General features: G+C 35.7%; 20 protein-coding genes. 11 read left to right on the plus strand and 9 right to left on the minus strand.

Annotated elements, in window-relative coordinates; genetic code table 11:
• The gene (smc, locus tag IPI31_11060; protein MBK7568349.1) at positions 1-3,540 is read right to left on the minus strand and encodes a chromosome segregation protein SMC; all 3,540 of its coding nucleotides are present in this window, start codon (positions 3,538-3,540) and stop codon (positions 1-3) included.
• Positions 3,541-4,432: 892 nt separating this feature from the next.
• On the opposite strand from smc, the gene IPI31_11065 reads away from it, so the two are divergent.
• Complete coding sequence (locus IPI31_11065) at positions 4,433-4,939, plus strand: hypothetical protein (GenBank protein MBK7568350.1); 507 nt, start codon at positions 4,433-4,435, stop codon at positions 4,937-4,939.
• On the opposite strand, the gene IPI31_11070 is transcribed toward IPI31_11065, so the two are convergent.
• Both IPI31_11070 and IPI31_11075 read right to left on the minus strand, forming a co-directional pair.
• Positions 4,930-6,177, minus strand: a complete 1,248-nt coding sequence (locus IPI31_11070) for an aspartate kinase (protein ID MBK7568351.1) — start codon at positions 6,175-6,177, stop codon at positions 4,930-4,932. The two genes, IPI31_11065 and IPI31_11070, sit on opposite strands and share 10 nt — an antisense overlap.
• A gap of 467 nt (positions 6,178-6,644) precedes the next feature.
• Positions 6,645-7,103, minus strand: coding sequence for a GNAT family N-acetyltransferase (locus tag IPI31_11075; protein ID MBK7568352.1), 459 nt, complete (start codon positions 7,101-7,103; stop codon positions 6,645-6,647).
• Between the two features lie 540 nt (positions 7,104-7,643).
• Between IPI31_11075 and fbp the strand changes: the two genes are divergently transcribed.
• Complete coding sequence (fbp, locus tag IPI31_11080; GenBank protein ID MBK7568353.1) at positions 7,644-8,657, plus strand: class 1 fructose-bisphosphatase; 1,014 nt, start codon at positions 7,644-7,646, stop codon at positions 8,655-8,657.
• 2 nt (positions 8,658-8,659) lie between these two features.
• Here the strand turns inward: fbp and rnhA are convergent, their stop codons facing one another.
• Positions 8,660-9,127 carry a ribonuclease HI gene (gene rnhA, locus IPI31_11085; protein ID MBK7568354.1) on the minus strand — a complete coding sequence of 156 codons (468 nt, stop codon included), beginning with the start codon at positions 9,125-9,127 and terminating at the stop codon, positions 8,660-8,662.
• A 139-nt stretch (positions 9,128-9,266) separates the two neighbouring features.
• Between rnhA and IPI31_11090 the strand changes: the two genes are divergently transcribed.
• The 4 genes from IPI31_11090 to IPI31_11105 all read left to right on the plus strand — a co-directional run bounded on the left by IPI31_11090 (position 9,267) and on the right by IPI31_11105 (position 15,795).
• Positions 9,267-9,734 carry a hypothetical protein gene (locus IPI31_11090; GenBank protein ID MBK7568355.1) on the plus strand — a complete coding sequence of 156 codons (468 nt, stop codon included), beginning with the start codon at positions 9,267-9,269 and terminating at the stop codon, positions 9,732-9,734.
• Positions 9,735-9,968: 234 nt separating this feature from the next.
• Positions 9,969-13,070: a tetratricopeptide repeat protein gene (locus IPI31_11095; protein ID MBK7568356.1), complete on the plus strand. Its 3,102-nt coding sequence runs from the start codon at positions 9,969-9,971 to the stop codon at positions 13,068-13,070.
• A gap of 2 nt (positions 13,071-13,072) precedes the next feature.
• Positions 13,073-14,710, plus strand: coding sequence for a hypothetical protein (locus tag IPI31_11100; protein MBK7568357.1), 1,638 nt, complete (start codon positions 13,073-13,075; stop codon positions 14,708-14,710).
• A 68-nt stretch (positions 14,711-14,778) separates the two neighbouring features.
• A complete protein-coding gene (locus tag IPI31_11105) occupies positions 14,779-15,795 on the plus strand; it encodes an HU family DNA-binding protein (protein MBK7568358.1) in 1,017 nt (338 codons plus the stop codon).
• A 512-nt stretch (positions 15,796-16,307) separates the two neighbouring features.
• Here the strand turns inward: IPI31_11105 and IPI31_11110 are convergent.
• From IPI31_11110 to IPI31_11130, 5 genes are all read right to left on the minus strand, one after another.
• Entirely contained in the window at positions 16,308-16,889 is a 582-nt protein-coding gene (locus tag IPI31_11110; GenBank protein ID MBK7568359.1) for a hypothetical protein, read from the minus strand.
• A gap of 100 nt (positions 16,890-16,989) precedes the next feature.
• The gene (locus IPI31_11115; protein ID MBK7568360.1) at positions 16,990-17,946 is read right to left on the minus strand and encodes a threonylcarbamoyl-AMP synthase; all 957 of its coding nucleotides are present in this window, start codon (positions 17,944-17,946) and stop codon (positions 16,990-16,992) included.
• Positions 17,940-18,617: a fused MFS/spermidine synthase gene (locus tag IPI31_11120; GenBank protein ID MBK7568361.1), complete on the minus strand. Its 678-nt coding sequence runs from the start codon at positions 18,615-18,617 to the stop codon at positions 17,940-17,942. The genes IPI31_11115 and IPI31_11120 overlap by 7 nt, the downstream gene beginning before the upstream one ends.
• A gap of 13 nt (positions 18,618-18,630) precedes the next feature.
• Complete coding sequence (locus tag IPI31_11125; protein MBK7568362.1) at positions 18,631-19,425, minus strand: M48 family metallopeptidase; 795 nt, start codon at positions 19,423-19,425, stop codon at positions 18,631-18,633.
• Positions 19,426-19,706: 281 nt separating this feature from the next.
• Positions 19,707-19,967, minus strand: coding sequence for a hypothetical protein (locus IPI31_11130; protein MBK7568363.1), 261 nt, complete (start codon positions 19,965-19,967; stop codon positions 19,707-19,709).
• A 17-nt stretch (positions 19,968-19,984) separates the two neighbouring features.
• Here IPI31_11130 and IPI31_11135 point away from each other — a divergent pair, with 17 nt between their 5' ends.
• The 5 genes from IPI31_11135 (at position 19,985) to IPI31_11155 (ending at position 26,281) form a co-directional block, all read left to right on the plus strand.
• Positions 19,985-22,354: a TonB-dependent receptor gene (locus tag IPI31_11135; GenBank protein ID MBK7568364.1), complete on the plus strand. Its 2,370-nt coding sequence runs from the start codon at positions 19,985-19,987 to the stop codon at positions 22,352-22,354.
• Between the two features lie 8 nt (positions 22,355-22,362).
• Positions 22,363-23,331, plus strand: a complete 969-nt coding sequence (locus IPI31_11140) for a DUF4249 domain-containing protein (protein MBK7568365.1) — start codon at positions 22,363-22,365, stop codon at positions 23,329-23,331.
• A 104-nt stretch (positions 23,332-23,435) separates the two neighbouring features.
• Positions 23,436-24,119 carry an outer membrane beta-barrel protein gene (locus IPI31_11145; GenBank protein ID MBK7568366.1) on the plus strand — a complete coding sequence of 228 codons (684 nt, stop codon included), beginning with the start codon at positions 23,436-23,438 and terminating at the stop codon, positions 24,117-24,119.
• A gap of 748 nt (positions 24,120-24,867) precedes the next feature.
• Entirely contained in the window at positions 24,868-25,755 is an 888-nt protein-coding gene (locus IPI31_11150; protein MBK7568367.1) for a hypothetical protein, read from the plus strand.
• The gene (locus tag IPI31_11155) at positions 25,742-26,281 is read left to right on the plus strand and encodes a hypothetical protein (GenBank protein ID MBK7568368.1); all 540 of its coding nucleotides are present in this window, start codon (positions 25,742-25,744) and stop codon (positions 26,279-26,281) included. Before IPI31_11150 ends, IPI31_11155 begins: the two co-directional genes overlap by 14 nt.
• Positions 26,282-26,363: the final 82 nt, after the last annotated feature.

Genomic DNA, 26,363 nt, shown 5'->3' on the forward strand with positions numbered 1-26,363 from the left:
TTAATTCAATCCCCTGAAATCCACTGGCACCACCTTACTTATTCCCATTTCAGGCATAGTAACACCATAAATAATATCCACTTCCGCCATGGTGCGTTTATTATGTGTAACAATAATGAATTGAGATTTATCAGCGAATTTTCTGATGGTATTATTGAACTTCATGATATTATTGTCATCCAACGGTGCATCTACCTCATCCAGAATACAAAACGGAGCCGGTTTTAATAAATATAATGCGAACAATAAACTCATTCCCGTTAATGTTTTTTCACCACCGCTCAATTGATCAATTACCTGTGGTTTTTTTCCTTTTGGTTTTGCTATAATTTCAATTTGTGCCTCGAGCGGATCATAATCATCTTTTAAAATAAGATCACAATCATCCTCCTCATTAAATAAGGAGCGGAATACCATTTTGAAATTATCTCTGATCTGTATAAATGCATCATCAAATTTCTTGCGTGCAGTTTCGTCAATTTCCTGTATAGTAGTTAATAAAGATGCTTTTGCACTTAACAGATCATCGCGTTGTGCTTTAATAAAATCGTAACGCGTTTTCATTTCCTCATAAGCTTGAATCGCCATTGGATTCACATCTCCATAATTCTCCAATCGTTTTTTGGCAGCATCTACTTTTTCCTGCAATTCCTCTAAGGTGACATCCACCGGAGGCTCGTTATCCAGAATACTGTCGAGCTCAACCTGAAACTCAACCCACAACCTTTCTTTTGTTGCCGCTAATTGCACTTTTAGATCATTCAAGCGGTCTTTAATACTTCCTAAGGTATTTTCACTTCCGTCTTTTTTCTTCTGAAGCGCTTTTATTTTATCTTCTGTTTCAGCAACCTCACCGCGACTTCCGTAATAAGTAGCTTCTTCGCGACTGAGCAATTGTTCCATCACCACTTTTTCATCGTACATTTTTAATAATGCAGTCTGAATATCTTCTATCTTTTTATGTGTATCTGTAATTTCCTCAATTACTTCATCCAATTGTTTTTTGCTGCTTGTAACAGTTAATATTGCCTCATCTCTACGCGCTTTTTTATAATTGAGATCCTGTTCAACACTTTGGAATTTATTGAGTTGCTGATGGTATTTAATATTTTCCTGATTGTACTGATTGGAATGCACATTTAATTTTTCGGCAACCTCTCTGTAGGCTATCTCCATTTCAAGCAGGTCTTTCTGACGTTCCTCCTTTAATGCGAGTTGTTTTTCATGCGCCTCATTTAATTTTATACTTTCATCATCTGTCTCCTGAATCTGGCGATTAAATGTTACGCGTTTTTCTTCCATTTGATGCAGCAACTGCTCAATGGATTCAATACGCGCTTTAGCAGTCATTAATTGCTGAACAACCTTATTTAATTCCTCACGACCTTGCTGAATATCTTTATCGTGTGATGATTGTTGAAGTTCCGATAAGCGGGTTTGTTTTTCTTTTAAAATTGCACTGATGGCAGTATCTTCTTCCTGGAATTTTTTGATCTCTGCTTCTAATGTTTCCAGCGTTTTTTCACGGCCAATTCTTTTTCCTTTGAACAAGCCTACAGATCCACCGGTAATTGTTTTACCTGACTTTGCAAATTTTCCCGATTTATGTAATAAATTGATATCCGGATATTCTGAAGATAATTTGGCGGAAAGCGTTTCAAAATCCTCATCCCCATTTAATATATATACATTACCCAATAAATGATTTGCAAGAGCAGTATATTTATCATTTACATTTACCACATCAAGTGCAGAAATTACTCCGGGAATATTTTTTGCGGAAGAACCATTTTTAAACTCCGAAAGAAGGAAAAAATTCGCACGTCCTTTTTCTTTTGTCGCTAATTCGTTAATGGCTCCAAGTGCATGTGCCATATTCGGAACAATATAATAATTCAGCCAAGGGTCGAGAAAACTCTCCAGCGCAGTTTTATATTCATCCTTACAACTCACCACATCCGATAGGAGTGGAGCATCTTTCATACTCGCCACATTCTTCTTCAAAAATTTGATGGATTCAGGAAATCCTTCAAAACTTTCGAACATATTTTTTGTGAGGTTGTATTCATTTTTCTTGGCATCGTAACTACGGCGAACATTAATTAATTCGTTGCGCGTTTTTTCTATGTCTTTTTGGATGGATGTTATATCCTGTTTAAGGGTATTTTCATCTTTTACAAGATTATCTACAACCAACTGAGCAGCAATTTTATTCTCTTCGTGAGATATCAATTCTTCACGCAGTGGTTCCAGTTTACTGCCATGAGTGCCTTTATCCGATTCGATATTACCTAATTCGCGATGGTAATTTTCCAATCGCACTTTGTTGATGGCGATCTTTTTATCTATATCGTATAATTCGCGTTCCGCTGCTTTAAAAATATTTTGTGTGCCTTCTAATTTTTCTCTTGCAACATCATGTTCATTCTTTACTTTCTCCAGATCTTCAAGATATTTTTGAAGCGATTGTTTAATTGCATTCAGTTTTTCAACTTCCTCAGCCAGGCGTTGTTCCAGATTTGCAATATCACCTTCTGTAGATTGAATATAATTTTCTGCATCGGTAATGGATTTTATCAGACTTATTTGTTTTTCATCCAAAAATTTGATGCGTTCTTTGCTGATATTGCCTTCATTTTCTTTTGTATGGATCTCGTTGGTAACTAAATTGAGATCTTTCTGCAATTTACTCAGTGCTTGTTCTTTATCGATGAGTGCAGTTTTTTTATCTGCAATACTCGCCTCCAAAGCATTTATCTCTGATTCAATTTGCAGTTTAGTATCACTTTCGAATGTTTGCTGATTGCTTAACTGCTTATAAATATCTTTATGCGATTGTAAGGTTAATACAGCGAGATCGATGCTGTTTAATTTATAATCAGCCTTTAATTTTTGATGGCGTTGTGCGCGTTTTGCTTGTTTTTCAAGTTCTTTTAAATTGTTTTCTATTTCAAATAAAAGATCTTCCACACGATCGAGATCGAGTTGGGTTGCACTTAATTTATTGAGTGTTTCTTTTTTGCGCGCTTTATATTTTGAGATCCCTGCGGCCTGTTCAAATAATCTTCTTCTGGAATTATCCTTATCGTGAAGAATATCATCCAACATACCCAATTCTATAATGGAATAAGAATCCGTGCTGATACCGGTATCTAAAAAGAGACTATGAATATCCTTTAATCGGCAGGTAACACCATTAATACGGTATTCACTTTCGCCGGTTTTAAAGTAATGTCTGGAAACGGTAACCGTAGAAAACTCCGTTGCGAGCAGGTTTCGGGTATTTTCAAAAGTGAGGCTCACCTCTGCCATCCCCGACGATTTACGGTTCTTGGTCCCGTTAAAAATGAGGTTTTCCATTCTCTCTGTTCTTAGTGCAGTAGGCTTTTGTTCCCCCAACACCCAGCGGATGGCATCCACAACGTTTGACTTACCGCAGCCGTTAGGGCCAACAACGCCGGTGATGTTCTCATTAAAATGGAGCACAGTCTTATCTGCAAAACTCTTGAATCCCTTAATTTCCAGTGTACTTAGTTTCATAATCTTATCCTGAGATACAAAGTAAACGAACGCATTCGCCATCCTCAAAAATGCGCCGAAATTAAAATCAACAATCGTGGATAACTTATGTTTGAAGGAATGAAAGAATTAAGGAATGAAGGAATGAAAGAAGGAAGGAATGAAAGAAGGAAGGAATGAATGCCCTCGACCTACCAGGTTTTTTTTTAACCTGTTAGGTCTGAGGGAAGGGGGAGGAGAATTAAAAATGAAGGAATGAAGGAATGAATTCCCTCAACCTACAAGGTTTTTTTTAACCTGGTAGGTCTGAGGGAAGGGGGAATTAAAATTAAGAATGAAAGAATGAAGCAATGAACGCCTTCAACCTGCCAGGTTTCGGCCACCTCTACCTCACAGGTTTGAGAAACCATTGCGTTCTTTGGAGGAATGAAAATTTCAGCAACCCTTACAAAAATGAATCGTTAACTTAGACAAATTCCGAAATAATCATAATAATTTCGGAATCAAATCCGAAAATATTATGATTATTTCGGATTATATTCCGATAAAGAATTTCAATTAACTAAAATGGAAATTGGTTACCACCTGATAGTAAGGTTCTCCTCCAAATCCGCAGCATTCCTCACCGGTATAATTGATTTTTTATTTGTGTGAGTAGACACTGTAGGGACACTTTTTAGACCGATGATTTTCCTCCGAACCCACAAGAGTCCCTCACGGGTTTAATTGATTTTTTATTTGTGTGAGTAGACACTGTGTGGACACTTTTACGGGTGGTAAAATTTGCTATCAACTCAGAATCCCCTTTTTTAACCTTACCACAACCTTTCTTCCTTCCCTTTATTTCCTTCCACTCCTTCCTTCCTTAAACCTTCGAATCTTCTCCCTTCGAATCTTTTATTATCTTTGTGCTATGCCCGATTTTGTAGGAACCATATTGATGTTGCTGTTTTGGATATTCATTGTGAATGGGATAGCCAAATTCTTTAAAAAAGCTGTTGGTAACGCCAATAAGGATAAAACTACACCACAGGCTAAGCCACAACAAAAGAACACTACTTTTCAGGACATCTTTAAGGAATTACAGAAAAAGGCTGAGGAAGCCAGGGCAAAACAAAACATGCCTCCTTATGCCAAACCGGAGGTGAAAGAAGTTTCTTACGAAAAAACCAATCGTCCGCCGCAGCAGGAAGTGTATACAACTAAGGAAGCTATTCCGGAAAAAGCAAAAAGATCAGATATAGAATTTGATAAATTTGTTGAGGAACAACGCAAAAAAGAGCACGACGCAGAACAACGCAACTTATATAAAAAGGCTTATCGTATCACTACCGACGATGAGCAGGATGTAATTCCATTTGAAATAGATCTTAAAAATGCAATTATTGGTGCTATGATACTGGAGCGTCCTTATTCATAAAGGAACTGCACTGTGCTTCTGGTTTGTTGTTCGAGTACTACCTTTTTATTTTCTGTAAGTTTTAACAAGATATGCGCATTGTAATGCCGAACGGTGAGTAATTCAAGATCGTCATTTTCCTTTAATGCAACATCGCTGTAAAATTCTTTTAATTCATTAATTACCGGTTCAATAATATATTTATTATGATCAACAACTATGGACACCGATTGTGCTGCGATCTGTATAACATTTATCTTCAATTTGTGTTTCATGAAAATGGAATAAATATTTGCCATTTGCATTTCACCAACAAACGAGGTAAGTGATGGAACAATGGAAATCAGAGTCTGATTTTTTTTATACATTACAACAGGGGGATAATCAATATATTTATCATTTGTTTGAATAACAGTTCCCTGTAAATCGGGATCGAGAAATGATTTTACGTAAAGCGGAATTAATTTCTGCTGTAAAGGCTGAATTGTTTTCGGATGTATTACTGATGCTCCGTAATAGGTCATTTCTATCGCCTCATAATAAGTGAGTTCCGGAACTTTAATTGCATCGGGAAATAATTTCGGATCGGCATTTAATACACCGGGAACATCCTTCCATATCCATAAACCTTCAGCATCTAAAATATGTGCGAAAATTGCACCTGTATAATCTGAACCTTCTCTTCCTAAAGTAGTGGTAAAATCAAAATTAGATCGGCCCAAAAAACCTTGTGTTACAATATGCGAATCTATTAATTTTTCCGGAATGGAATTAATTATCTGTGCAGAAGTTATTTCCCAGTCGACAGACGCAGCTCTCCAGCTATCATCCGTTTTAATCAGATCACGAACATCCACCCATTCATTTATCAGAGAAACTGAATTTAAATAGGTACTTAAAATAGAGGAGGAGATGAGTTCACCAATACTCACTATCTGATCGTAATAAAGAGGAAAACTTAAATGTTTATTTGCCTCTGAATTTTGAATGATGAGGTCGATAAAATATTCCAGTTTCACCCGAATATTAAGATCGTTAATAATAGTTTGATGGTAATCGCGCAACGATTCTATTTCTTTGGAAATATCTTCCCCATCAAAACATTTTTGAGTTATAACCTCCAAGGCATTTGTCATTTTGCCCATTGCCGAAACAATGATCACAATATTTTCTTCCGGAAAGCGCCGTATAATAGAGGCTACATTTCTCACCGATTCGGCATCTTTAACTGATGCACCGCCAAATTTGAAGATCTTCATTTGCGCAAAGATAAGGAAAGGACGTAGGACATATGACATAGGACATATGACATAGGACATATGACATAGGACATATGACATATGACAAAGGACATATGACATAGGACATAGGATATAGAACTCGACAAAGGACATTGGAAATAGGAAGTAGGAAATAGGAAATAGGAAAACATTGACATAGGAAGAAGGTAGTAGATCTAAGAAAACAAAATGCAGACAATTGATAGTTTTGCAAAAATTTCAGATGATAGTGAGGCTCTCGCTCCCAGCGAGGGTCTCACTAACGGTACAGATCAAAAATATCGCAAGAAATTTAAACTCCTTTTAGACACCGTGGTTTTAGCGAAGGCGGCTTTCACCTTTCTCTTTTTTTTCAATAGACAAGTGATCACTATCAATTTGAAATAGAAACCCGGCTGTTTAATTCTCCATTCTCAACTCTCCATTCTCCATTCATTTTTGGCTGTTTAATTGTCAATTGTCAATTTACAAGTAACCCACCCATCCATAAACTCCGCATTATATTTTTTATAAAAATTAATTGCAGGTTCGTTCCAGTCGAGCACCTGCCATTTAAGAATGGTTTTATTTTCTTTTGTAATATTTATCATTTCATCAAACAGCAATATGCCAATTCCTTTTCCTCTGTAATTTTCTGTAACAACAAAATCTTCGAGCCACAGGTATCTTCCTTTCCACGAGGAATATGCATAATAATACAATGCCATACCAATGATCTTATTTTCATTCAGATCCAGGTCTTCTGCAACTATTGCCTCGAAATAATTTGCTGCAAGATCTTTTTCATAAGTTTCAGCAGTAGTTTTTACTTCGGCAGGTAATTTTTCAAATTCAGCAAGCTGTTTAACAAGTTCATACACTGCTTTCATATCGGAGATGGTTGCTTTGCGAAGTTGGATATTCATTGTATAAAGATAGGGGGAATAGAGAATTGATAATTGAAAATGTGCAATAAACTGAAAATCGGGGTCACGGTTGTTGAAAATTGCATTTTTGTAGCGTCGCAAAATTTTGCGACGCTACAATAATGCAATTTTCAACCGGGAACGTAGAACCAGAATCAGTCACAGTCGCAGTCACGCAGTCTCCCGGCAGCCAATTAAATATCCAATAACAATCAAAAAATATAAAACTTCAATCGGATTGACATCCCGGGAGATTATCCTTCGTATTGAAACTGCAATATCGAATAAAGAACAAAGAATAAAGAACCCGTCAGTGGCCGGGCAGGCATTAAACGGGTCTCAACCCTGAAACTATGTCAAACCATGAAACTTTAAGTAACCCTGAACCCAGAACCCAGAACTCAGAACCCCGAACCCAGAACTCAGAACTCAGAACCCCGAACTCAGAACTGAAACAAGTAGTGATCGACGAAGGAGATCTACTACATGTCAGAACTTCACTGCTTTATCATTACCTTTGCGTTAACAACCATTCTGTATATGAAGGTAAAAACCCTGGGCGAATTTATAATTGAGAGACAAAGCGATTTTCCATTTGCTACCGGAGAGCTCACGAGACTGCTTGCCGATCTGAGCATTGCGGGTAAAATAGTGAATAGAGAAGTGAATAAAGCTGGACTTGTTGATATTTTGGGAGCGGAAACCAGCGAGAATATGAGTGGCGAAACGCAGCAAAAGCTGGACATGTATGCCAACAAACAATTTATGAATGCCTTGATGGCGGGAGGAGAGGTGTGTGGATTTGCAAGTGAGGAAGAAGATAATTTTATCAGTTTTGATGGTGCAATTTCGTCTTCAGGAAAATATGTGGTGCTAATTGATCCATTGGATGGCTCCGGAAATATAGATGTGAATGTCTCAATAGGAACAATATTTTCAATTTTCCGTCGCCTGAGTCTCAGTGGTGGCGCTACTTTGGAAGATTTTTTACAAAAGGGAACAGAACAGGTTGCAGCCGGATATATTATTTACGGTTCTTCCACAATGATGGTTTATACAACCGGAAATGGCGTTAACGGATTTACCCTGGATCCATCCATTGGCGAATTTTGTTTATCACATCCCGATATTACCATACCGAATAAGGGCATTATCTATTCGATAAATGAAGGAAATTATGTTCATTTTCCCGAAGGAGTAAAACGATATATAAAATATACTCAGGAGGAGGATGATAAAACAAATCGTCCCTATACTTCGCGTTACATTGGTTCTTTAGTGGCTGATTTTCATAGAAATATGTTAAAAGGTGGGGTATATCTTTATCCTGAAACTGCTAAATCGCCAAAGGGTAAATTGCGACTATTATACGAATGTAATCCCCTTGCTTTTATTGCAGAGCAGGCAGGTGGATCTGCTTCTAATGGAAAAAGGCGAATTCTTGATATTGATCCGAAGGAATTACACCAAAAAACTCCACTTTATATTGGTTCTTCGGCTATGGTGGATAAAATAAAGGAATTTTTGGAAAGACATATTGAAGTTGGGGCCTGAGATCATAAAAGTTTGCCCTTTTCCTCCTGTTCAAAAAAAAGATCTATTTCCAGATTTCTTCCTTCTGCCGCTTCCACGGCTAATTGGTCGCAGCGTTCATTTTCGAGGTGTCCCGCATGACCTTTTACCCAAACAAAATTTACCTTGTGTTTAGCGTATGACCGCATTAAACGCATCCACAGATCCTGATTTTTTTTGCCCTGAAATCCCTTTTTCATCCAGCCGTAGATCCATTTTTTTTCAATGGCATCCACCACGTATTTCGAATCGGAATACACAGTAATTTCCAATCCATCCTTTGTTAAGGCTTCCAAACCCGCCACTACAGCCATAAGTTCCATGCGGTTGTTGGTGGTTTTTCGGAAACCTCCCGACAATTCCTTTTCGTGTTTACCGAATTTAAGGATGGTTCCAAATCCGCCTGGCCCGGGATTTCCTCTTGATGCTCCATCTGTATATATTTTTACCATTGTGGTCCCGGGTTTTAAATTCCTTTTACGTAATCTTTCAAAAAATATTTGTTAACCTTATAAAAATGCATAAATTTTACACCTTTATCGCAAATTTCAATTTGACACACACTTTTCGTTAAACGAAACACCACACAAAATGAAACAATTATTCCTTATCCTGAGTTTTATTTCCATTAGTACTGCGTGCAATACTGTTGAACGCGGTGCAGCGGAAAATGATACCCTGTCCCGTAAATTATTTGATACTTTACGGGATAATGATTTTGATAAATATGTAATACTTATTCCCGACAAAGGTACGTTCCGAAAAATTCAGGAGCATAACGGTCAGGAGATGGAAGATGTGAATAAGGTGTATGAGGAAGCATTACAAACAGCCGAAAACAGGTTTAACGATACAAGATCCATGTTTGGAAAGTGGGAAACTTGTAAATTTCTGCATAATACGGTGGAACCATCTAAATATGGCAATCTACCCTCTGAAGTGATTACGATAAAATTTAATGGCGATGGCGGTCCTTACAAGGTAACGGTCACCTCCGTTAAATTCAACAACCGATGGTATTGTATGGGAGATCTGAACTGGGTTGTTAAAACTGATTAAAAAGAGATTCTCCGCAATGAAGGAAGGCTTAAAAAAGGTTCCTTATCAAATATAAATACGATTGATTTTAGCGCAGTAAAATATTTTTTTATGCTTTTGCGTTCATTATCAACAATGCCATGTTTATTCATTTTAATATGATTTGACCTTTACTACACGTTAATAACCGTAATTTTCGCCACGTTTTTACATTACTTATTTATTGGTACGATATTTTACTTACTTGAATTTTATATGCTGAAATTAAAAATAATTAGACTCCTGATTTTATCTGTATTTATACTTGCAGGAGGAAGGTCATATGCACAACAATCGCTCATTCATTCGGATGTTTATGCCGATTATAAAAAAGCTTTTGAGTTATATGAAAATAAGATGTATTCCACAGCGCGCGAGTTATTCGATCAGGTGGCAATGATAATTCCCGAAGGAACCGAGGATGAAATATTTAATTATGTTTCAAACAGCAAATATTATTCTGCACGTTGTGCAATAGAACTTCGCAATCCCGATGCAGAAAAACAAATGCTGGAATTTATATATAATAATCCGGGAAACGTTTTGATAGGATCAGCATATAATGAACTTGGAAAAATATATTATAATAAAAAGGAATATACCAATGCCACAACCTGGTTTGAGAAGGTAGATGTTAAGGATCTTTCGCTGGAGGAGAGAGATCTATATAAATTCCAATATGCTTATAGTTTATTCAACAAGAAAAAATTTCCGGAAGCAAAAATTTTATTTGCACAGTTAAAAGATAAACAGGAAAGCCCTTATTATTTTGCCTCCAATTATTATTATGGTTTTATTCAGCAGGATGAAGGTAATTATGAAAACGCTTTGAGTTGTTTTGAGATAGTAAAAGATGTTACACCATACTCGTCGGTTGTTCCATATTATATTTCCAATATATATTTTCAGCAAGGTAAATACGATAAGGTTATCAGTTATGCAGAACCATTGATGGCTGATACTAAGTTAGTTTATTATGCGGAGATAAACAGTTTGTTAGGTCAGGCTTATTTCTATAAGAATAATTATAAAAAAGCTTTGCCTTATTTGAGTTATTATATTGAAAAAGCAAAAAATATTCGTTCAGAGGATTATTATCAACTTGCCTACACGCACTATAAAACGGGTGATGTAAATTCTGCGCTCACTACCTTAAAGGAAACTTCTGATGATAATGATACTTTATATCAGCATATTCAATTTTTATATGGTAACTGTTATCTCGATCTCAACAAAAAGGAAGAAGCCCGCAATGCTTTTATGGAGGCATCACGAATAGGTATTGATACGGAAATTCATGAAAATGCATTGTTGAATTATGGTAAACTTTCTTATGAATCAGCTTATTACACAGCTGCTGTATCAGCTTTTCAGGATTATTTAAAAACTTATCCAAAAGGTAAAAATAAATCGGAAGCGCAGGAATTACTGGCAACATCTTTATTAAGTACCAACGATTATGTTGCTGCGATGGAAGTGATTGAAAAGATACCACAAAAAACACCTAAATTAAAAGAGGCGTATCAAAAGGTATCTTATTACAGCGGCGTACAATTATTGGATCAGAAAAATTATACTGAAGCGGAAAAAATGTTTAACCAGTCGCTCGAAAATCCTATAGATGCAAACCTTCAGGCTGCATCCTATTTCTGGATAGGAGAAATACGATTTAACGAATCAAAATATCCTCAGGCGATTAATAATCACGTTAAATTTCAGGAACTTGCAAAGGTTGCAAAAGATCTGCCGGCAGAAACAACGGTGCCTTATTCCAATTACACTATAGGGTATGGGTATTTCAAACAAAAATCGTTTAGTAATGCAGCAAACTACTTTTCGAAAGTAACTACATCACTCAAAACAAGTAAAACTGATCTTATCCAGAATAATGTTTATATCGATGCTGTTTTGCGTTTAGGCGATTGTTATTTTATGACAAAAGATTATAAAAAAGCAGAAACTAATTACACAAAAATTATCGACAATAATAATAAAGGTGTTGATTATGCATTATTTCAAAAAGGAATGTTATTAGGACTTCAAAATAATGGTTCAGGTAAAATATCAACATTACAACAGCTCACTTCCAAATACAGTAATTCTCTTTATGTGGATGATGCTATGTACGAAATTGCAAATACACATTTTATCCTGAAACAAAACAGTCAGTCGATAGCTGCATTTAAAGATCTTATAAATTCAAAACCAAATAGCAGTTATGCAATTAAAGCATATCTTAAATTGGGATTGATCTATTACAATGAAAAGGATTACAAAAATTCCGAAAAATATTATCGACTTGCTTATGAGATGTCACCGAACTCGGCAGAAGGTAAGGAAGCCAAAGAAGGTTTATTGGATATTGTGACCATAACAGGTGAAACAGGTGCTGTTGATGGTGTTGCGGCTACATCTGAAGTGGATCAGAAAAAATATGATTACGCTAAAAATAAATTTGATGGTTCCGAATTTGCTGGAGCTGCCATTGCTTTTTCTGATTATTTAAGAGAATTTCCCAAAGGCCAGTTTAAAACCGAGGCGGAATTTTATCGCGGAGAAAGTTATTTTAAAGTGGAACAATACGGAAAAGCATTACCTGATTACGAATCCATTATAAAAAATAACCGCACGAAATTTTTAGAGTCTGCATTATTGCGTGCGGGATGGATTGAGTATTATCAAAATGAAGATTATAAAACTGCTTACGATTATTACGATAAATTATATGATGTTGCAGATTATAAAGAAAATACATTTGTAGCCATGGTCGGTTTATTGCGTACTGCATATTTCCTCAACGATTTTGATGAAGTAATAGTGAACGCGAACAGGATACTTGCAAGTGATCTGGTTTCCAACGATGAAAAAATTGAGGCTCATTATTTTTCGGGACAGGCACATTTATCCAATAATAATATTGATAAAGCATACGATGCATTTTCGAAGGCTGCTGCATTAACTACCAATGAATTTGGAGTGGAATCTCGTTTTCATATGGCGGATATTTTATTTCAAAAAGGTAAACTGGATGAATCAAAAGCAAAATGTCAGCAGATCATTAACGATATGCCTGCCTATGAAGAATGGATAGTAAGAAGTTATATTCTTATGGCAGATATAGCTGCTGCTAAAGGCGATTTTGCGCAGGCTAAAGCTACTTTGAACAGTATAATTGAAAGTTACACCGGTGATCCTGATCTTGTGGAACTCGCAAAACAAAAATTAGAACAAATTGAGGAAATGGAAAAATCGGGCAAGAAAAAATCAAATCCGGATGATTCCAATGAGGAACTTGAAATAAATTTTGACAACAATTAAAAATGAAAATAACCATGGTATTTCCTTCAAAAAATATAAAATATATCTTTTTATTTTCATTTGTATTTGCAACAATTGGAACTGTGCAGTCGCAGGTGACAGGTAATGAGGATGTAGATGTAGTGAGTGCATATAATCCGATACTTGCAGATGCAGTGAAAGAAAATTTCGATGCACAAATTCCGGCTAATAATGTGAAACCCGAAAAATTGGATTATAATATTCCTATCGATTTTTATCAGATTCCTTATCAGCCAGTTAAAGTTAAACCAATTCGATTGCCGGATGCACCTGCAGAAGAACTTGATAATATTTATGTAAAAGCTGGTTTTGGAACACAGTTTACACCTTTGGCAGAAGTTTATATCAACTCAAATAGAAATAAAAAATACACCTATGGGTTATACGGAAAATATATTTCCTCCAATGGTAGTTTGGAAAATCAGAATTATAATGATCTAAGATTAGGTGGGAATGCAAAATTTTATTTTGATGATAAGTATGCATTGCCAATAAATGCTTATTACTCCCGCAATTCGTTATTTTATTATGGATATAATGATGAGGATACCACAATTAAAGGTTCTGATATTAAACAGGTATTTAATAAATATGGATTTGATGTTGGATTTCACAATATTGGCGATAATCCGCTCAATATGGATTTCGGAATGAAATTCGGATTTACAGGCATTACCGATATTAATAAGTACAAAGAAATAAATCCGTTTATAACTGCTTACGGTGAAAAGAAATTAGAAAATAAAAGTATTTTGGGAGCAGAAGTAACTTATGAATATTATTCTTACGAAGGTGCAGGGGAGAACTCCAATTCTTTGGCGGGATTAAAACCGTATTACAAAATGATCAAGGATGAATGGAGTTTGAATTTTGGAACAGGAATAAAAGTGGACAAAGATGAAAATGCTTATTTTTTACCGGATATCCTTTTTTCCTATGATCTTATCGGAGATAAATTTGTATTTATTGCAGGAGCGCAAGGACATTTACAAAAAAATAATTTTGCCAATATCGTAGATGAAAATCCTTTCGTGAATGATACGCTTCAATATATTAATTCACCCATTCAGGAAATTTTTGCGGGATTGCGTGGATCCACCAATGGAAATTTTTCTTTCAGTGTAAAAGGATATCAGAAATCGGCTAAAGACCTTCCTTTTTATATCAACGACAGTACCGATATGAAAAGATTTAATGTGGAATATAGCGACGCAACCATTTGGGGTGGAAATATTGAACTCAGTTATTTTAACATCGACAAATTCCGTTTCACGGGTTCAGTTAATGCATTTACTTTCTCCGAGATCAAAAAATTCGACAATCCTTACCACCGTCCTACACTGGAGTGGACACTCAGCGGAATGTACCGTTTTAACAAAAAGCTGAACATGAATGTCGACATTTTTGGACTAGGAAAAACATTTGCTTTACTTCCGGGAGATGTTGAGGAGCAGATTGATGGAGTGGTGGATTTTAACCTTGGGGCAAATTACATGTATTCCAAATATTTTAACATTTTCGTGAATGTGAACAATATGGCCTCGTTTAAATACCAGCGATATTATAATTATCCGTCGTATGGCATACAGGCATTGGCGGGGATATCATTTACGTTTTAAACATTTGGTGGATTTCTTCTGAAGTTTTTGATGTGATAGCGGCGGATATTTGCGTTTAAAGACGCTCGTTGCAGAAGATCACCCAACATATTGTAAAGCTGTTACACGATCACAATTATGTGATAGTGCCTGGTTTTGGTGGATTTGTAACCAATTACCAGCCTGCAAAGGTGCATCCTACCTCATTTATCTTCAATAGTCCTTCAAAATCGGTTGCTTTTAATGTAAATCTGACCTCCAATGATGGATTACTAATCAATACCATCGCCAGAGAAGACCAGGTTCCCATAAAACAGGCAGAGGATCTTATTACCGAATTCGTTGTTAAGATCAGAGAGGCACTGCACGAACATAAACCGGTAAAACTGGCGGGAATTGGGCGATTAACCCTTGATGTAGAAAATAATATTCAATTTCTACCGGACAATTCACAAAACTTTTTGATGCAGAGTTACGGACTATATTCGTTCACTGCTCAACCGGTTGCCCGCGAACAAAAATCATTTGAGGTAAAACCGCTCAAAGCGATTACGGTTGCTAAACCACGTAAAAAAAGAACTTTTGCTGATTCTCTTTTACCGATAGCGGCTGTTCTACTTCTTACCATGTTAACCATGCAAATATTTATTCAAACGAGTATGAATGGTTTTGATTATGCGGAGATATTCGGAATGAAAAAAGTATTCGCAAAAAATACTTATTTGCTCGAAAAATATGAACCCGTTAAATTTGAAGTGAATCCCGGTATTGTTTACTTCAGAAAAACAGATACTCTTACGATCAGACCGACAATTGCGCCAATTACAGAAGTTAAAAATGAACCGGTTATAAAAAACAATTTGACTCCCGTAGTTACCAATGAAAATAAATATATTTTAGTTGCAGGATCTTATTATTCCGCAGCACAGGTAGAAATTATTCTCAATAAAATTCAATCCAAAGGTTACACAGGATACAATAAACCCTGGGGTAAATATCAAATAGTTGCAATATCAATTCCCGATAATATTTCACCATCCAGCTTTCGCGAAATTTTTATTACCGATACCGGCATTAAAGATGCGTGGGTGACTAGGAATAAGTAGGAGGGAGGAGAGAGGAGAGAGGAGAAAGGAGTTTAAATTTCTACGACATTTTTCAAATCCCACCGTTTGTTTTCCTGATTCCTGATACTTGATACATGATACTCATTGTAAAGGAGTTTAAATTTCTTGCGAAATTTTTTGTTATATGCCTTTAGTGAGACCCTCGCTGGGAGCGAGAGCCTCACTATCATCTGAAAAAAATTTACTAAATCCCACCGTTTGTTTTCCTGATTCTTGATATTAAAAAGGAGTAAGGAAAGAGGAGAAAGGAGTTTAAATTTCTTGCGAAATTTTAATTTATTCCACCATTTGTTTTCTTGATTCCTGATACTTGATACCTGATACAATTTTGTTTTCCTCTGTCCTCTTTCCAATGTCCTAAGTCCATTCCTATGTCAAATTTCCAATGTCCTATCTCCAGTCCTATGTCCTTTATCCTATGTCCTATGTCAAAAAAAATAGATCAAAAAAAAATCCGCCTTTAGGCGGATTTTTTTTTGATCTATTTTTTTTTACTCAGCGGATTTCTTTTCTTTCTTCTCTTTCAGTTCTTCTTTCATTTTTGCTTGTTCTTCCGGAGTAGCATTTTTATACTTTTCTTTTACATCGTCTTTTTTATCGGAATTATTACCAGCTTGATCAGCATCATCTTTTTTATCGTTGCGGTAATCTTTGAATTTCTGCATTTGATCTTTAGAAAGAACCTGAGAATATTCTTTGAAACGTTGTTTAGTCATTTCATCTTTTTCCGCTTTAGCTGCATCAGCATTTGGATTTTCCATGCCTTTGTATTTAGTTTTCAGATCTTCTAATTTATTTGCATAACGAAGATTGATAGCCAATACTTTTTGTTCCTGACTTGCATCAAGGTTGCAGATTTCATCCATTTTTGTTGTCCAATCTTTTGCAGTTCCTGCTGCATCACCTGACATTTCAGATTGCACTTTTTCTTTCTTATCAGATTTGTCACCTGATCTAGGCTCATCTTTCTTTTCAGTTTTAGATTCAGTACCGCCTTTTGTAGTAACCTGGGCATAACTGTTATTAAACAGTAGGGTAGCGATCATAACCAGTAGTAAACTTGCTTTTTTCATTTTATTGTTTTTTAGTAATGAGTATATTTGTAAAAATCATGCCATTATTTTAATAATGAGCTATAGCTGCAAAGTTATACTTTCCTTTTGTATTATGAGCCTAAAAAGAAGCTCTTTTTAATCTATCATTTATTGCTCTTCCAATTCCTTCATCCGGTAGTAATTCTGAAATAATGAGATCGGCTCCCGAATTTTCGGCTTCATGCATCAGCGAAAAGAGATTGTGTGCAGCCTCATGCAGTTCTTTTTTAGGAGAAAGCTGATAAATTTTAACTATGGCAGGGTGTTCGAATTTTGCGTAATAGGATAAAACAGCAATTTTCTTGTCAGCAAAACGCTTCAGCAATTCCTCAATATTTCCAAGTACCAAAGGCATTTTAGGAGCATAATGGCTATTTAACATGCCGGGTGCTTCAGGTGTTTCACTGCCCGATATGGTTTTTGGCAAATAACCCGTAATTTCTGCTATTTCCTCTGCTGAAACTCCGCCTGGACGCAATATCTCCACCTTTTCGTACATATTCATTTTAATAATAGTGGATTCAACACCTACACTGCATTCGCCACCATCCAACACATATTCGATCTGATCGCCTAATTGTTCCAAAACATGAGCGGCAGTGGTAGGACTTATTTTTCCAAATAAGTTTGCACTTGGTGCGGCGAGTGGGAAATCAAGCTCGGTTAATAATTGAATCGTGAGCGGATGATTGGGCATTCTCACGGCAACATAAGCACTTCCCGCGGTAATAATTGGATGAATTTGATCTGATTTCGGAAATAAAATTGTTAAAGGTCCAGGCCAGAATTTTTCGGCTATCTTTTTTAATAAGGGATCAATTGTGGTAGTTATTTTTTCCACCATTTCCCAAGATTGCACGTGAACGATCAAAGGATTAAATTTTGGTCTGTTCTTAATTTCGAAAATATTGATCACCGCTTCAGCATTAAATGCGTTAGCTGCCAAACCGTAAACAGTTTCGGTAGGTATGGCAACTACTTTTCCGCTTCGGAGCAATGTGGCTGCATGTTTTATATCACTACCCGCTTTCAAGATGCTGTAGTTTTAAAACAGTAAATTAAATTTCCTCCGGTATCAATATCCTTTCCTCCCACAAAAACTTTTTGTAAATTTTGATGCAATGATCTTTCTGATTTATAATTTTCTTTTAATCGACTGAATAATAATACTCCTTGTTTTGACAAAGCATTTTTAAGTGATATCATAAAATCTTCCGAATAAAATTTTTCAGGAACGTGTTTGTCAATAAAAAGATCAACTGTTATCAAATCAAATTTATTTGTATTTTTTTTCATCCATTCCAATGCATCGCTGTGATGAATTTTTATTTTTGAAATATCGCAGCTTGCCGGATAATATTTTTCTGCGAGTTCAATTATGGTCTTATCATATTCAACACAATGAATATCGCAGTCAATTTTATGAATTTTTTGTAACATTTGAGGAATACTTCCTAAACCTAAACCCAATACTAAAACCGATCTTACATTTAATAGTTCAGGTTTGATAAGGTAAAGTGCTGAGCGGTAGGATGTGTAACGATCTTCATAAGAATAGGTTGCATTCGGAGAATTAAGCATGTACTTTCCATTCCAAAGCAACACCTCAAGGTTATCACCAAATTGCCCTTTGCGCGACTCGATGTGAATTTGTTTTACAAAACTTATTATTTGCTTAAATGAACGCTTTTTGGAGGGAGTATCCACAATATTCTCAAAATTATTTGGTTTTATAGAATTTCATTGCCTCAACCATATATTCATCCCTTATATTGTTTATTCTTGTTTCATCGCTAGGGTGAGTACTTAAAAATTCAGGAACAGAAGAACCATTTGCCGACATTCTTGTCCAAAAGTCTATTGCAGTATGTGGATCATAACCTGAAGCAGCCATAAATATCAATCCCAAACGATCGGCTTCCGATTCTTGTAATCTCGAAAATGGAAGTAAAACTCCAACGGTTGTTCCCACACCAACTGCTCCTAATAATAATGTTCTGGTTTCAGCTGGTTTGTTCGCGAGAGCTATATCCAATGCCATATATCCTGTAGTTGCCAACAATCCCTGACTCATGCGTTCATTGCCATGTCGCGCTACGGCATGAGCTATTTCATGTCCCATCACAACTGCCAAACCTGCATCAGTTTTAGTGAAATCCAAAATTCCGGTATAAACAACAATTTTTCCACCGGGCATACACCAGGCATTCGCTTCCTTGCTTTCCACAAGATTAACTTCCCAAACATAACCTTCGATAAGATCAGCATAACCTTCCTGCTTCAAAACGGCTTCCACAGCGGGTATCAGCTTATCGCTCACCCGATTTACCGAAGAATAATCATTGCCCTTTTCTACCACATCACTCGTTTTCAAAAAATCGCTATAAGCAGTAAGACTCATAGCTATCATCTGACTTTCAGGCAATAAATGCAATTGATTTCTACCCGTGATCGGCACCTTCGAACAAGAAACAAAAAAGGTAATAAGGAGCAACGATGGAACTAATTTTTTCATGTAATTATATTTATGTTCTCATATGATTCAAATATCATACTAGAATGAATTGAAGTTTGTGCTAAATTAATGGTTTTTTACATTCTGATTGCTCAAAGAACCTCATTCTTCTGGCAAATCGAATGGTGAGTTAAAAAAGAGGAACGCGGATGACACAGATCGGGCGGATTTAAAAGGATGTTTTTACAGAGTTTAAATTGAATCTTAATACTCAATGGACCGTTCCACATTACTAATTGGACACAACTAAAACGTATCAGGTATCGGGACTTAGTCTGATTTTAATTGGAAATTTTATTCCAAATAAAAGTTTTGGCTAGATGAAAAATTTTAGATCCCAAATAAATCCCCCCTTTTTTAATCTTAACCAACCCTTCCTTCCTTTTTTCCTCCTTAGATCCTTCACCTTCGACTCTTCGAATCTTCTCCCTTCGAATCTTCAAATCTTCTCCCTTCGAATCTTTAAAAGGCTTTTCATGCCTATTTACCCTACGTTCATCGAAAATATTTCTTTCTTGGTTAAACACATCTTTACTTTGCAACGTTATTCAGTGTATAGATGAAAAAGTACTTTGTAATTGTTTGGATGTTGATCTTTTCCATCCCCTTATTCTCCCAGAACAAATATACCCTAAGCGGTTATGTTAAGGATTCCGAAACGGGTGAAGACCTTATAGGAGCTTATGTTTATCTCAAAAATGATGTGGCAACAGGGACTGTTACAAATATCTATGGTTTTTTTTCATTGACCTTGCCGGAGGGTAGTTATGACATAGTAACCTCTTATATTGGATATGAAACCCAAAATAAGACGATCTTATTAAATACCGATGTCCGACTCAATATTAACCTGACTCTTGGTAAAGAATTGGAGGAAGTTGTAATAAAAGGTGAAAGAGAAGATGCGAATGTGCAAAGCACCGATATGGGAAGGGTAGAATTAAATATTGAACAGATAAAAACAATTCCGGTATTATTTGGTGAAGTTGATATTTTAAAAGCGATACAATTATTGCCCGGTGTTGGTGGGGCAGGGGAAGGAAATACCGGTTTTTATGTGAGAGGTGGTGGTCCTGACCAGAATTTAATTTTATTGGATGAAGCTGTAGTGTATAACACTGGTCATTTATTCGGATTTTTTAGCGTTTTTAATTCAGATGCAATTAAAAATGTAACATTAATAAAAGGTGGTATGCCTGCTCAATATGGAGGTAGATTGAGTTCAGTTGTTGATGTGCAAATGAAGGAAGGTAATAATCAGGAATATCAGGCGGAAGGAGGAATAGGATTAATAGCATCGCGTTTAACAGTGCAAGGGCCAATTGTAAAGGATAAATCTTCTTTTATTGTTTCCGGAAGACGAACTTATATTGATGCCTTACTTGCACCTTTTTTAAAGGGAGGAGAATTTGAAGGAAACGGATATTATTTCTACGATCTCAATACAAAAGTGAATTACAAATTTGATGATAATAACAGATTATTTGCAAGTGGTTATTTCGGACAGGATGTATTTAATTATAAGGCACCTGATAACACTTTAAATGTAACAGTACCCTGGGGCAATGCCACCGGAACCCTTCGCTGGAATCATTTATTCAACGATAAACTATTTATGAATATGAGTGCAATTTATAACAGTTTTGATTTCTCGGTTGAAAGTGCATTTCAGGATTTTAATTTTAATTTATATTCGGGAATACAGGATTGGAATGGCAAAATTGATCTCGATTATTATCCCGGTTCTAATCACAATATAAAATTTGGAGGAAATTATATTTATCACACCTTTATTCCTTATTCTGCCTCCGGAAATTTTGATGATGTTGATTTTTCCACAGATACTTTAAGTCGCAAATACGCGCACGAAGCCGGAGTTTATGTACAGGATGAATTTGATATTACCGATCTTATAAAAATAAATATTGGTTTGAGAGGAAGTTATTTCCAACAAATAGGTCCTTATAATGATATTGTTTATGATGAAAGTAATCAGCAAATAATTGATACAGTTTATTATAGCAAGGGAAAATCAATTGCAGATTATTTTGGACTGGAACCTCGATTAAATGCACGTATAATTGTAGATAATAATTCCTCCATTAAAGCAGGTGTAACATTTAACAATCAATATATTCATCTTGTAAGTAGCTCTACAAGTACTCTGCCAACTGACCTATGGATACCAAGTTCAAAAAAAGTAAAACCGCAGATCGGAATACAATATTCGCTCGGGTATTTCCGAAATTTTTATAGTAATAAATATGAAACCAGCGTGGAAGTGTATTATAAAGATCTGAAAAATCAGATTGAATTTGCAGATGGATATGTTCCGGAGTTGGGAATTGATATTGAAGAAAATTTTGTTTTTGGAAGAGGAAGAAGTTATGGAGCTGAATTTTTTATAAAAAAAGCCAAAGGACAATTTAATGGATGGATAGGTTATACTTTGTCGAAAACGGAGCGTCAATTCGACGATCTGCAAACCGGTGCAAGTTGGTTCCCCACAAAATATGATCGTATTCACGACCTGGAGATCGTAGCAATTTATAAATTAAATGACAGGTGGGATTTTGCTTCCACCTTTGTATATGCAACAGGTCAGGCAACTACCATTGTTGAAAGTTTTTATGTTATAGGAGGGCAGTTGCAAACAGATTATGGTCCGCGAAATGGTTATAGATTACCGGCTTATCACCGTTTGGATCTTTCTGCAACCTTGCACAACAAACCCGAAAAAAAATATGAATCAAGCTGGAATTTTTCAATATACAATGTATACTCCAGAAAAAATCCATATTTTATTTATACTACGTGGGAAGGAGATTTTGCTTATGGGTCTGTGGATGTGCAGGCAAAACAAGTTTCCATTTTTCCTATCATTCCTAGTATTACCTGGAATTTTAAATTTTCAAAACAAAAGAATTAAAATAGACAATGAAACTTAATAAAATAATTGAATTAATAAAAGTAATACCTGTATTGATGTCAGGATTATTTTTATTTAATTCGTGTACACAAGACATCACAATAGATATTCCTGATCCTGAATCTAAAATAGTTGTGGAAGGTAGTATTGAACAAGGTTTACCTCCTATAATTTCATTAACATCTACTGTTCCTTTTTATGGTGAAGTAAATTTTAATGAGTTGGATAATTATTACGTTCACGGTGCAATTGTAACGGTAAGCGATGGGATTAATACGGTTGAATTAACGGAATTTTGTCTTGCAGATCTTCCCGATGAAATAATTCCTTTGGTAGCTGCTTTTTTAGGAGTTGATCTGGATACTGCAGGAACGATACCAATAAATATTTGTTTATATACCGTACCTGATATTTTTACCGGATTCCCTGCTTTCACTGGTGAAGCCGGTAAAACTTACGACCTGAATATTCAGTTTAATGGTAAAACCATAACTTCCTCTACAACCATATTTCCTCCCGTTCCTCCCGATTCAGTTTATTACCGCGAGCACGATGATCCGGAAAACGATTCTTTATTCAGATTGTACCTTACACTAACAGATCCTGTAGAACCCGGCGATTTTTATCGATATTTTACCAAGAGAAACAGCGAAGCATTTTATTCGGGATATTCGAGTGTATTTGATGATAATTTAATTAACGGGCAAACTTTTGATTTTACTCTTGATCGAGGATTTAATCCAACCGAAGAGTTTGAAGAACTGCCTTATGGATATTTTTTAAGAGGTGATACTGTAATTTTAAAGTGGTGCACCATTGATTATCCTACTTATAATTTTTGGAGGACTTTGGAATTTGACAGTGGAACTGATGGACCATTTTCCTCTGCTACTATAGTGCAAACAAATATTACCGGTGGACTTGGTATATGGTGTGGTTATGGTGTAAGTTATGATACTTTATATATGCCTGAATAAGGTTTCATGTAGTATTTATAATGCACTGAATTTTTAAATGGTTGATATATGTCATACTTGCCAAAGTGTATTGGGTTTAATTTTAAACCCAAAATATAACTATTATGAAAAAAAACATTGTCATTTTATCAATTTGCCTGTTCGCATTAGGTCAGGTAAATGCACAAATTGAACAGGGAACTATATTAGTTGGAGGAATGCTGGGGTTTAGTTCATCATCTGCAACCTTTACTTCTACAGCCGGTGGAACCAGCGTAACAACTGATCTTCCTAAATACAGTTCCTTCAACCTTGGTCCCTGGATCGGATATATGATCACTGAAGATCTTGCTGCCGGAATAGGAATCAACTATTCACAATCTAAATCTGTAGCTAAAGATGTTATCACTACAGGCGATGAGAGCACATCTACTAACAGCATGTTCACTATCGCACCGGGTGTACGTTATTACTATGTTCATGGTGATATGGTTCATCTTTATGCACAATTGGGTGTTCCAATTGGTTTTGGTTCCATGACCGACGAATACAACGATGGAAATACAACCACAACCACCGAAACAAAGGTTTCCTCCTTTGGAGTTGGAATTAGTCCGGGTGCTACAATTAATTTAACCGACAGATGCGGTCTTGATTTCTCTTACGGATTTTTAGGGTTTTCATCCTATACCGAAAAAGCTGATCTTAAAGACTTTAATGATGATCCATACACCGAAGAATATAAATCCAGTGGATTCGGTCTTGATTGGGCAGGTACTTTTAATTTTGGAATCTTATTTAATTTCTGAGATTATTTAATTAAATTTTCCAAGGGCGACAATTTTTTTGTCGCCCTTTTTTATTGAAAATCGAAAGCTTTCGTGAATGTGAATCGTGAGTCCGGATTGCTTCCTGTTCACTAGAATTATTAATTAATAGTAAAGTCATCAGGCTCACTAGAATCATACTCACTACTCCCTACTCACCACTTTCGCTTAGCAGAATTATTAATTAAGAGTAAAATCATCAAGCTCACTCGGATCAAACTCATTACTCATTACTCATCACTCATTTCGTGAATCGTGAATCGTCAATCGTGAGTCCGGATGACTCTAAACTCACTGGAATTATTAATTAAGAGTAAAATCATCAAGCTCACTCGGATCAAACTCATTACTCATTACTCATTGTTCATTCAAACACTGAGTACATTTCTGTACAAGGTGTACAACTATGTTAATTACCACTATTGTACAAGGTGAAGAACGGACATAATTTTGTATAATCATAATAATCAAAAAGAAGAAATCGTTAAGCAGAAGTAATTAAATAATTATCTCTGTAAAAATATAAAAATATGCTTTTGCTGTGTTTCGTTCAAGAAACAGCACAAGTATGAAAAGAGAACGGCTCCGGGTGAGCCGTTTTTTAGTTTAGGATGGTTTCTCAATTGTCAAATAATAAACTACAGGCTTCTTGCGTTTTACAATTATTGAGGGGCTGGCGCATACACACAATTAAATAAATTTCTTATTTTTAGATTGAATTTGGTTCGGAATGCGACAAGCGCTTACTATTATTTCAATTCTTGCCCTGTTTTTTGCCTCCTGTGCAAAAGATAGTATAATTCATGAAGATCTGATCATCGATGGGAACGTAGCTCCTCCAATTGACGGTGTCTCGCAGATCACTTTAAACAGTTATATCAATAACTTATATATCGACCTTTATGGGAGGGCAGCTACAGAATCGGAACTATTGGAACAATCCGATTATTTAATTGAATTTGATTACTCCGTAGATGCCCGTGAAGATATTGTTGAAAATTTGATGACGAGCTGGGAGTATTATAAAAATATAAACGTACTTACCACCCAAAAGTATCTGGTTTCTTTGGATAGTTTTTCTTTAAAATCGCAAATTGATTATTGGGTTTATATTATTGATATATATTATGATACGGGTTTGGATGTGGAGGCGCTTTATTATACCATCGAAAATGAAAAACTAATATTGTTGTCAACTGCACATGTGGAGTTATATGAAGGCTCCATTTTTATTGACGAATATTTTAAGCGTTTTATTAATAATTATTTTTACGACATGGTAAATATGGGAAGCGAAAATTTCGTGATCTCCTGTTTTCAGAATTTATTTCACCGATATCCTACCGACGATGAATTATTGGATGCTGTGTCAATGGTGGATGGTGCATCCAGTCAGATCTTTTTACAGGACGGGAGCTCGAAATCTGATTTTATTGATATCATAATTCATTCTCCGGAATTTTACCAGGGACAAACCATTGATGTTTTTAATTCCTTATTGGCAAGAGCGCCAAATAGTGAGGAAATGGATATGTATGGACAAGAAATGATGGATGTAAACCACTTTAACAGTGTAAAAATTAAACTTTTAATTTCTGAGGAATATGCAGGATTTTAAGAATACACAAACCGTTAAATATTTTATTTTTTCTATATTAGGAATTATATTTTTTATTTCCTCCTGTAAAAAAGAAATTGTGGAAGAGGTGATCTATGATAATATTATTTATCAGATCGATACTGTTCCAGTTTATCAATCCAACACCGAAAAAGATCGTTTAAAAACACCCATTCAATATATTTCGAGCCTTTATAGCAACCTAGCCTTTTCGAGTATTCCTACCACAATATTAGATAACCTTGTAATTTATAGATTATCTATTGGCGACAAAACCCTGGTAAATGAATTGATCTTAAATGCCATGCTCGAAGATCCCGCAGTTACCGCAATGTTCCCAACAAATGCAGAAATGCGCGATGATATTGATGCCTTTATAAATGAATCGTATTTGCGTTTTTATTTGCGCAATCCTACAGCCTATGAAAAATATAGTTTACACAACATAATTGAAAATGATGAGGATATAACTGTAACAGATGTGTTCAGGGCGTTTTTATTGAGTAACGAATATATGTTCTATTAATTGACAATTGATAATTGACAATTGATAATTAAACCCGATAATGCCCTCGACCTACAAGGTTTTTTTTAACCTGGTAGGTCTG

The organism is Bacteroidota bacterium (genome assembly GCA_016706865.1).
Classification (GTDB): domain Bacteria; phylum Bacteroidota; class Bacteroidia; order Chitinophagales; family BACL12; genus UBA7236.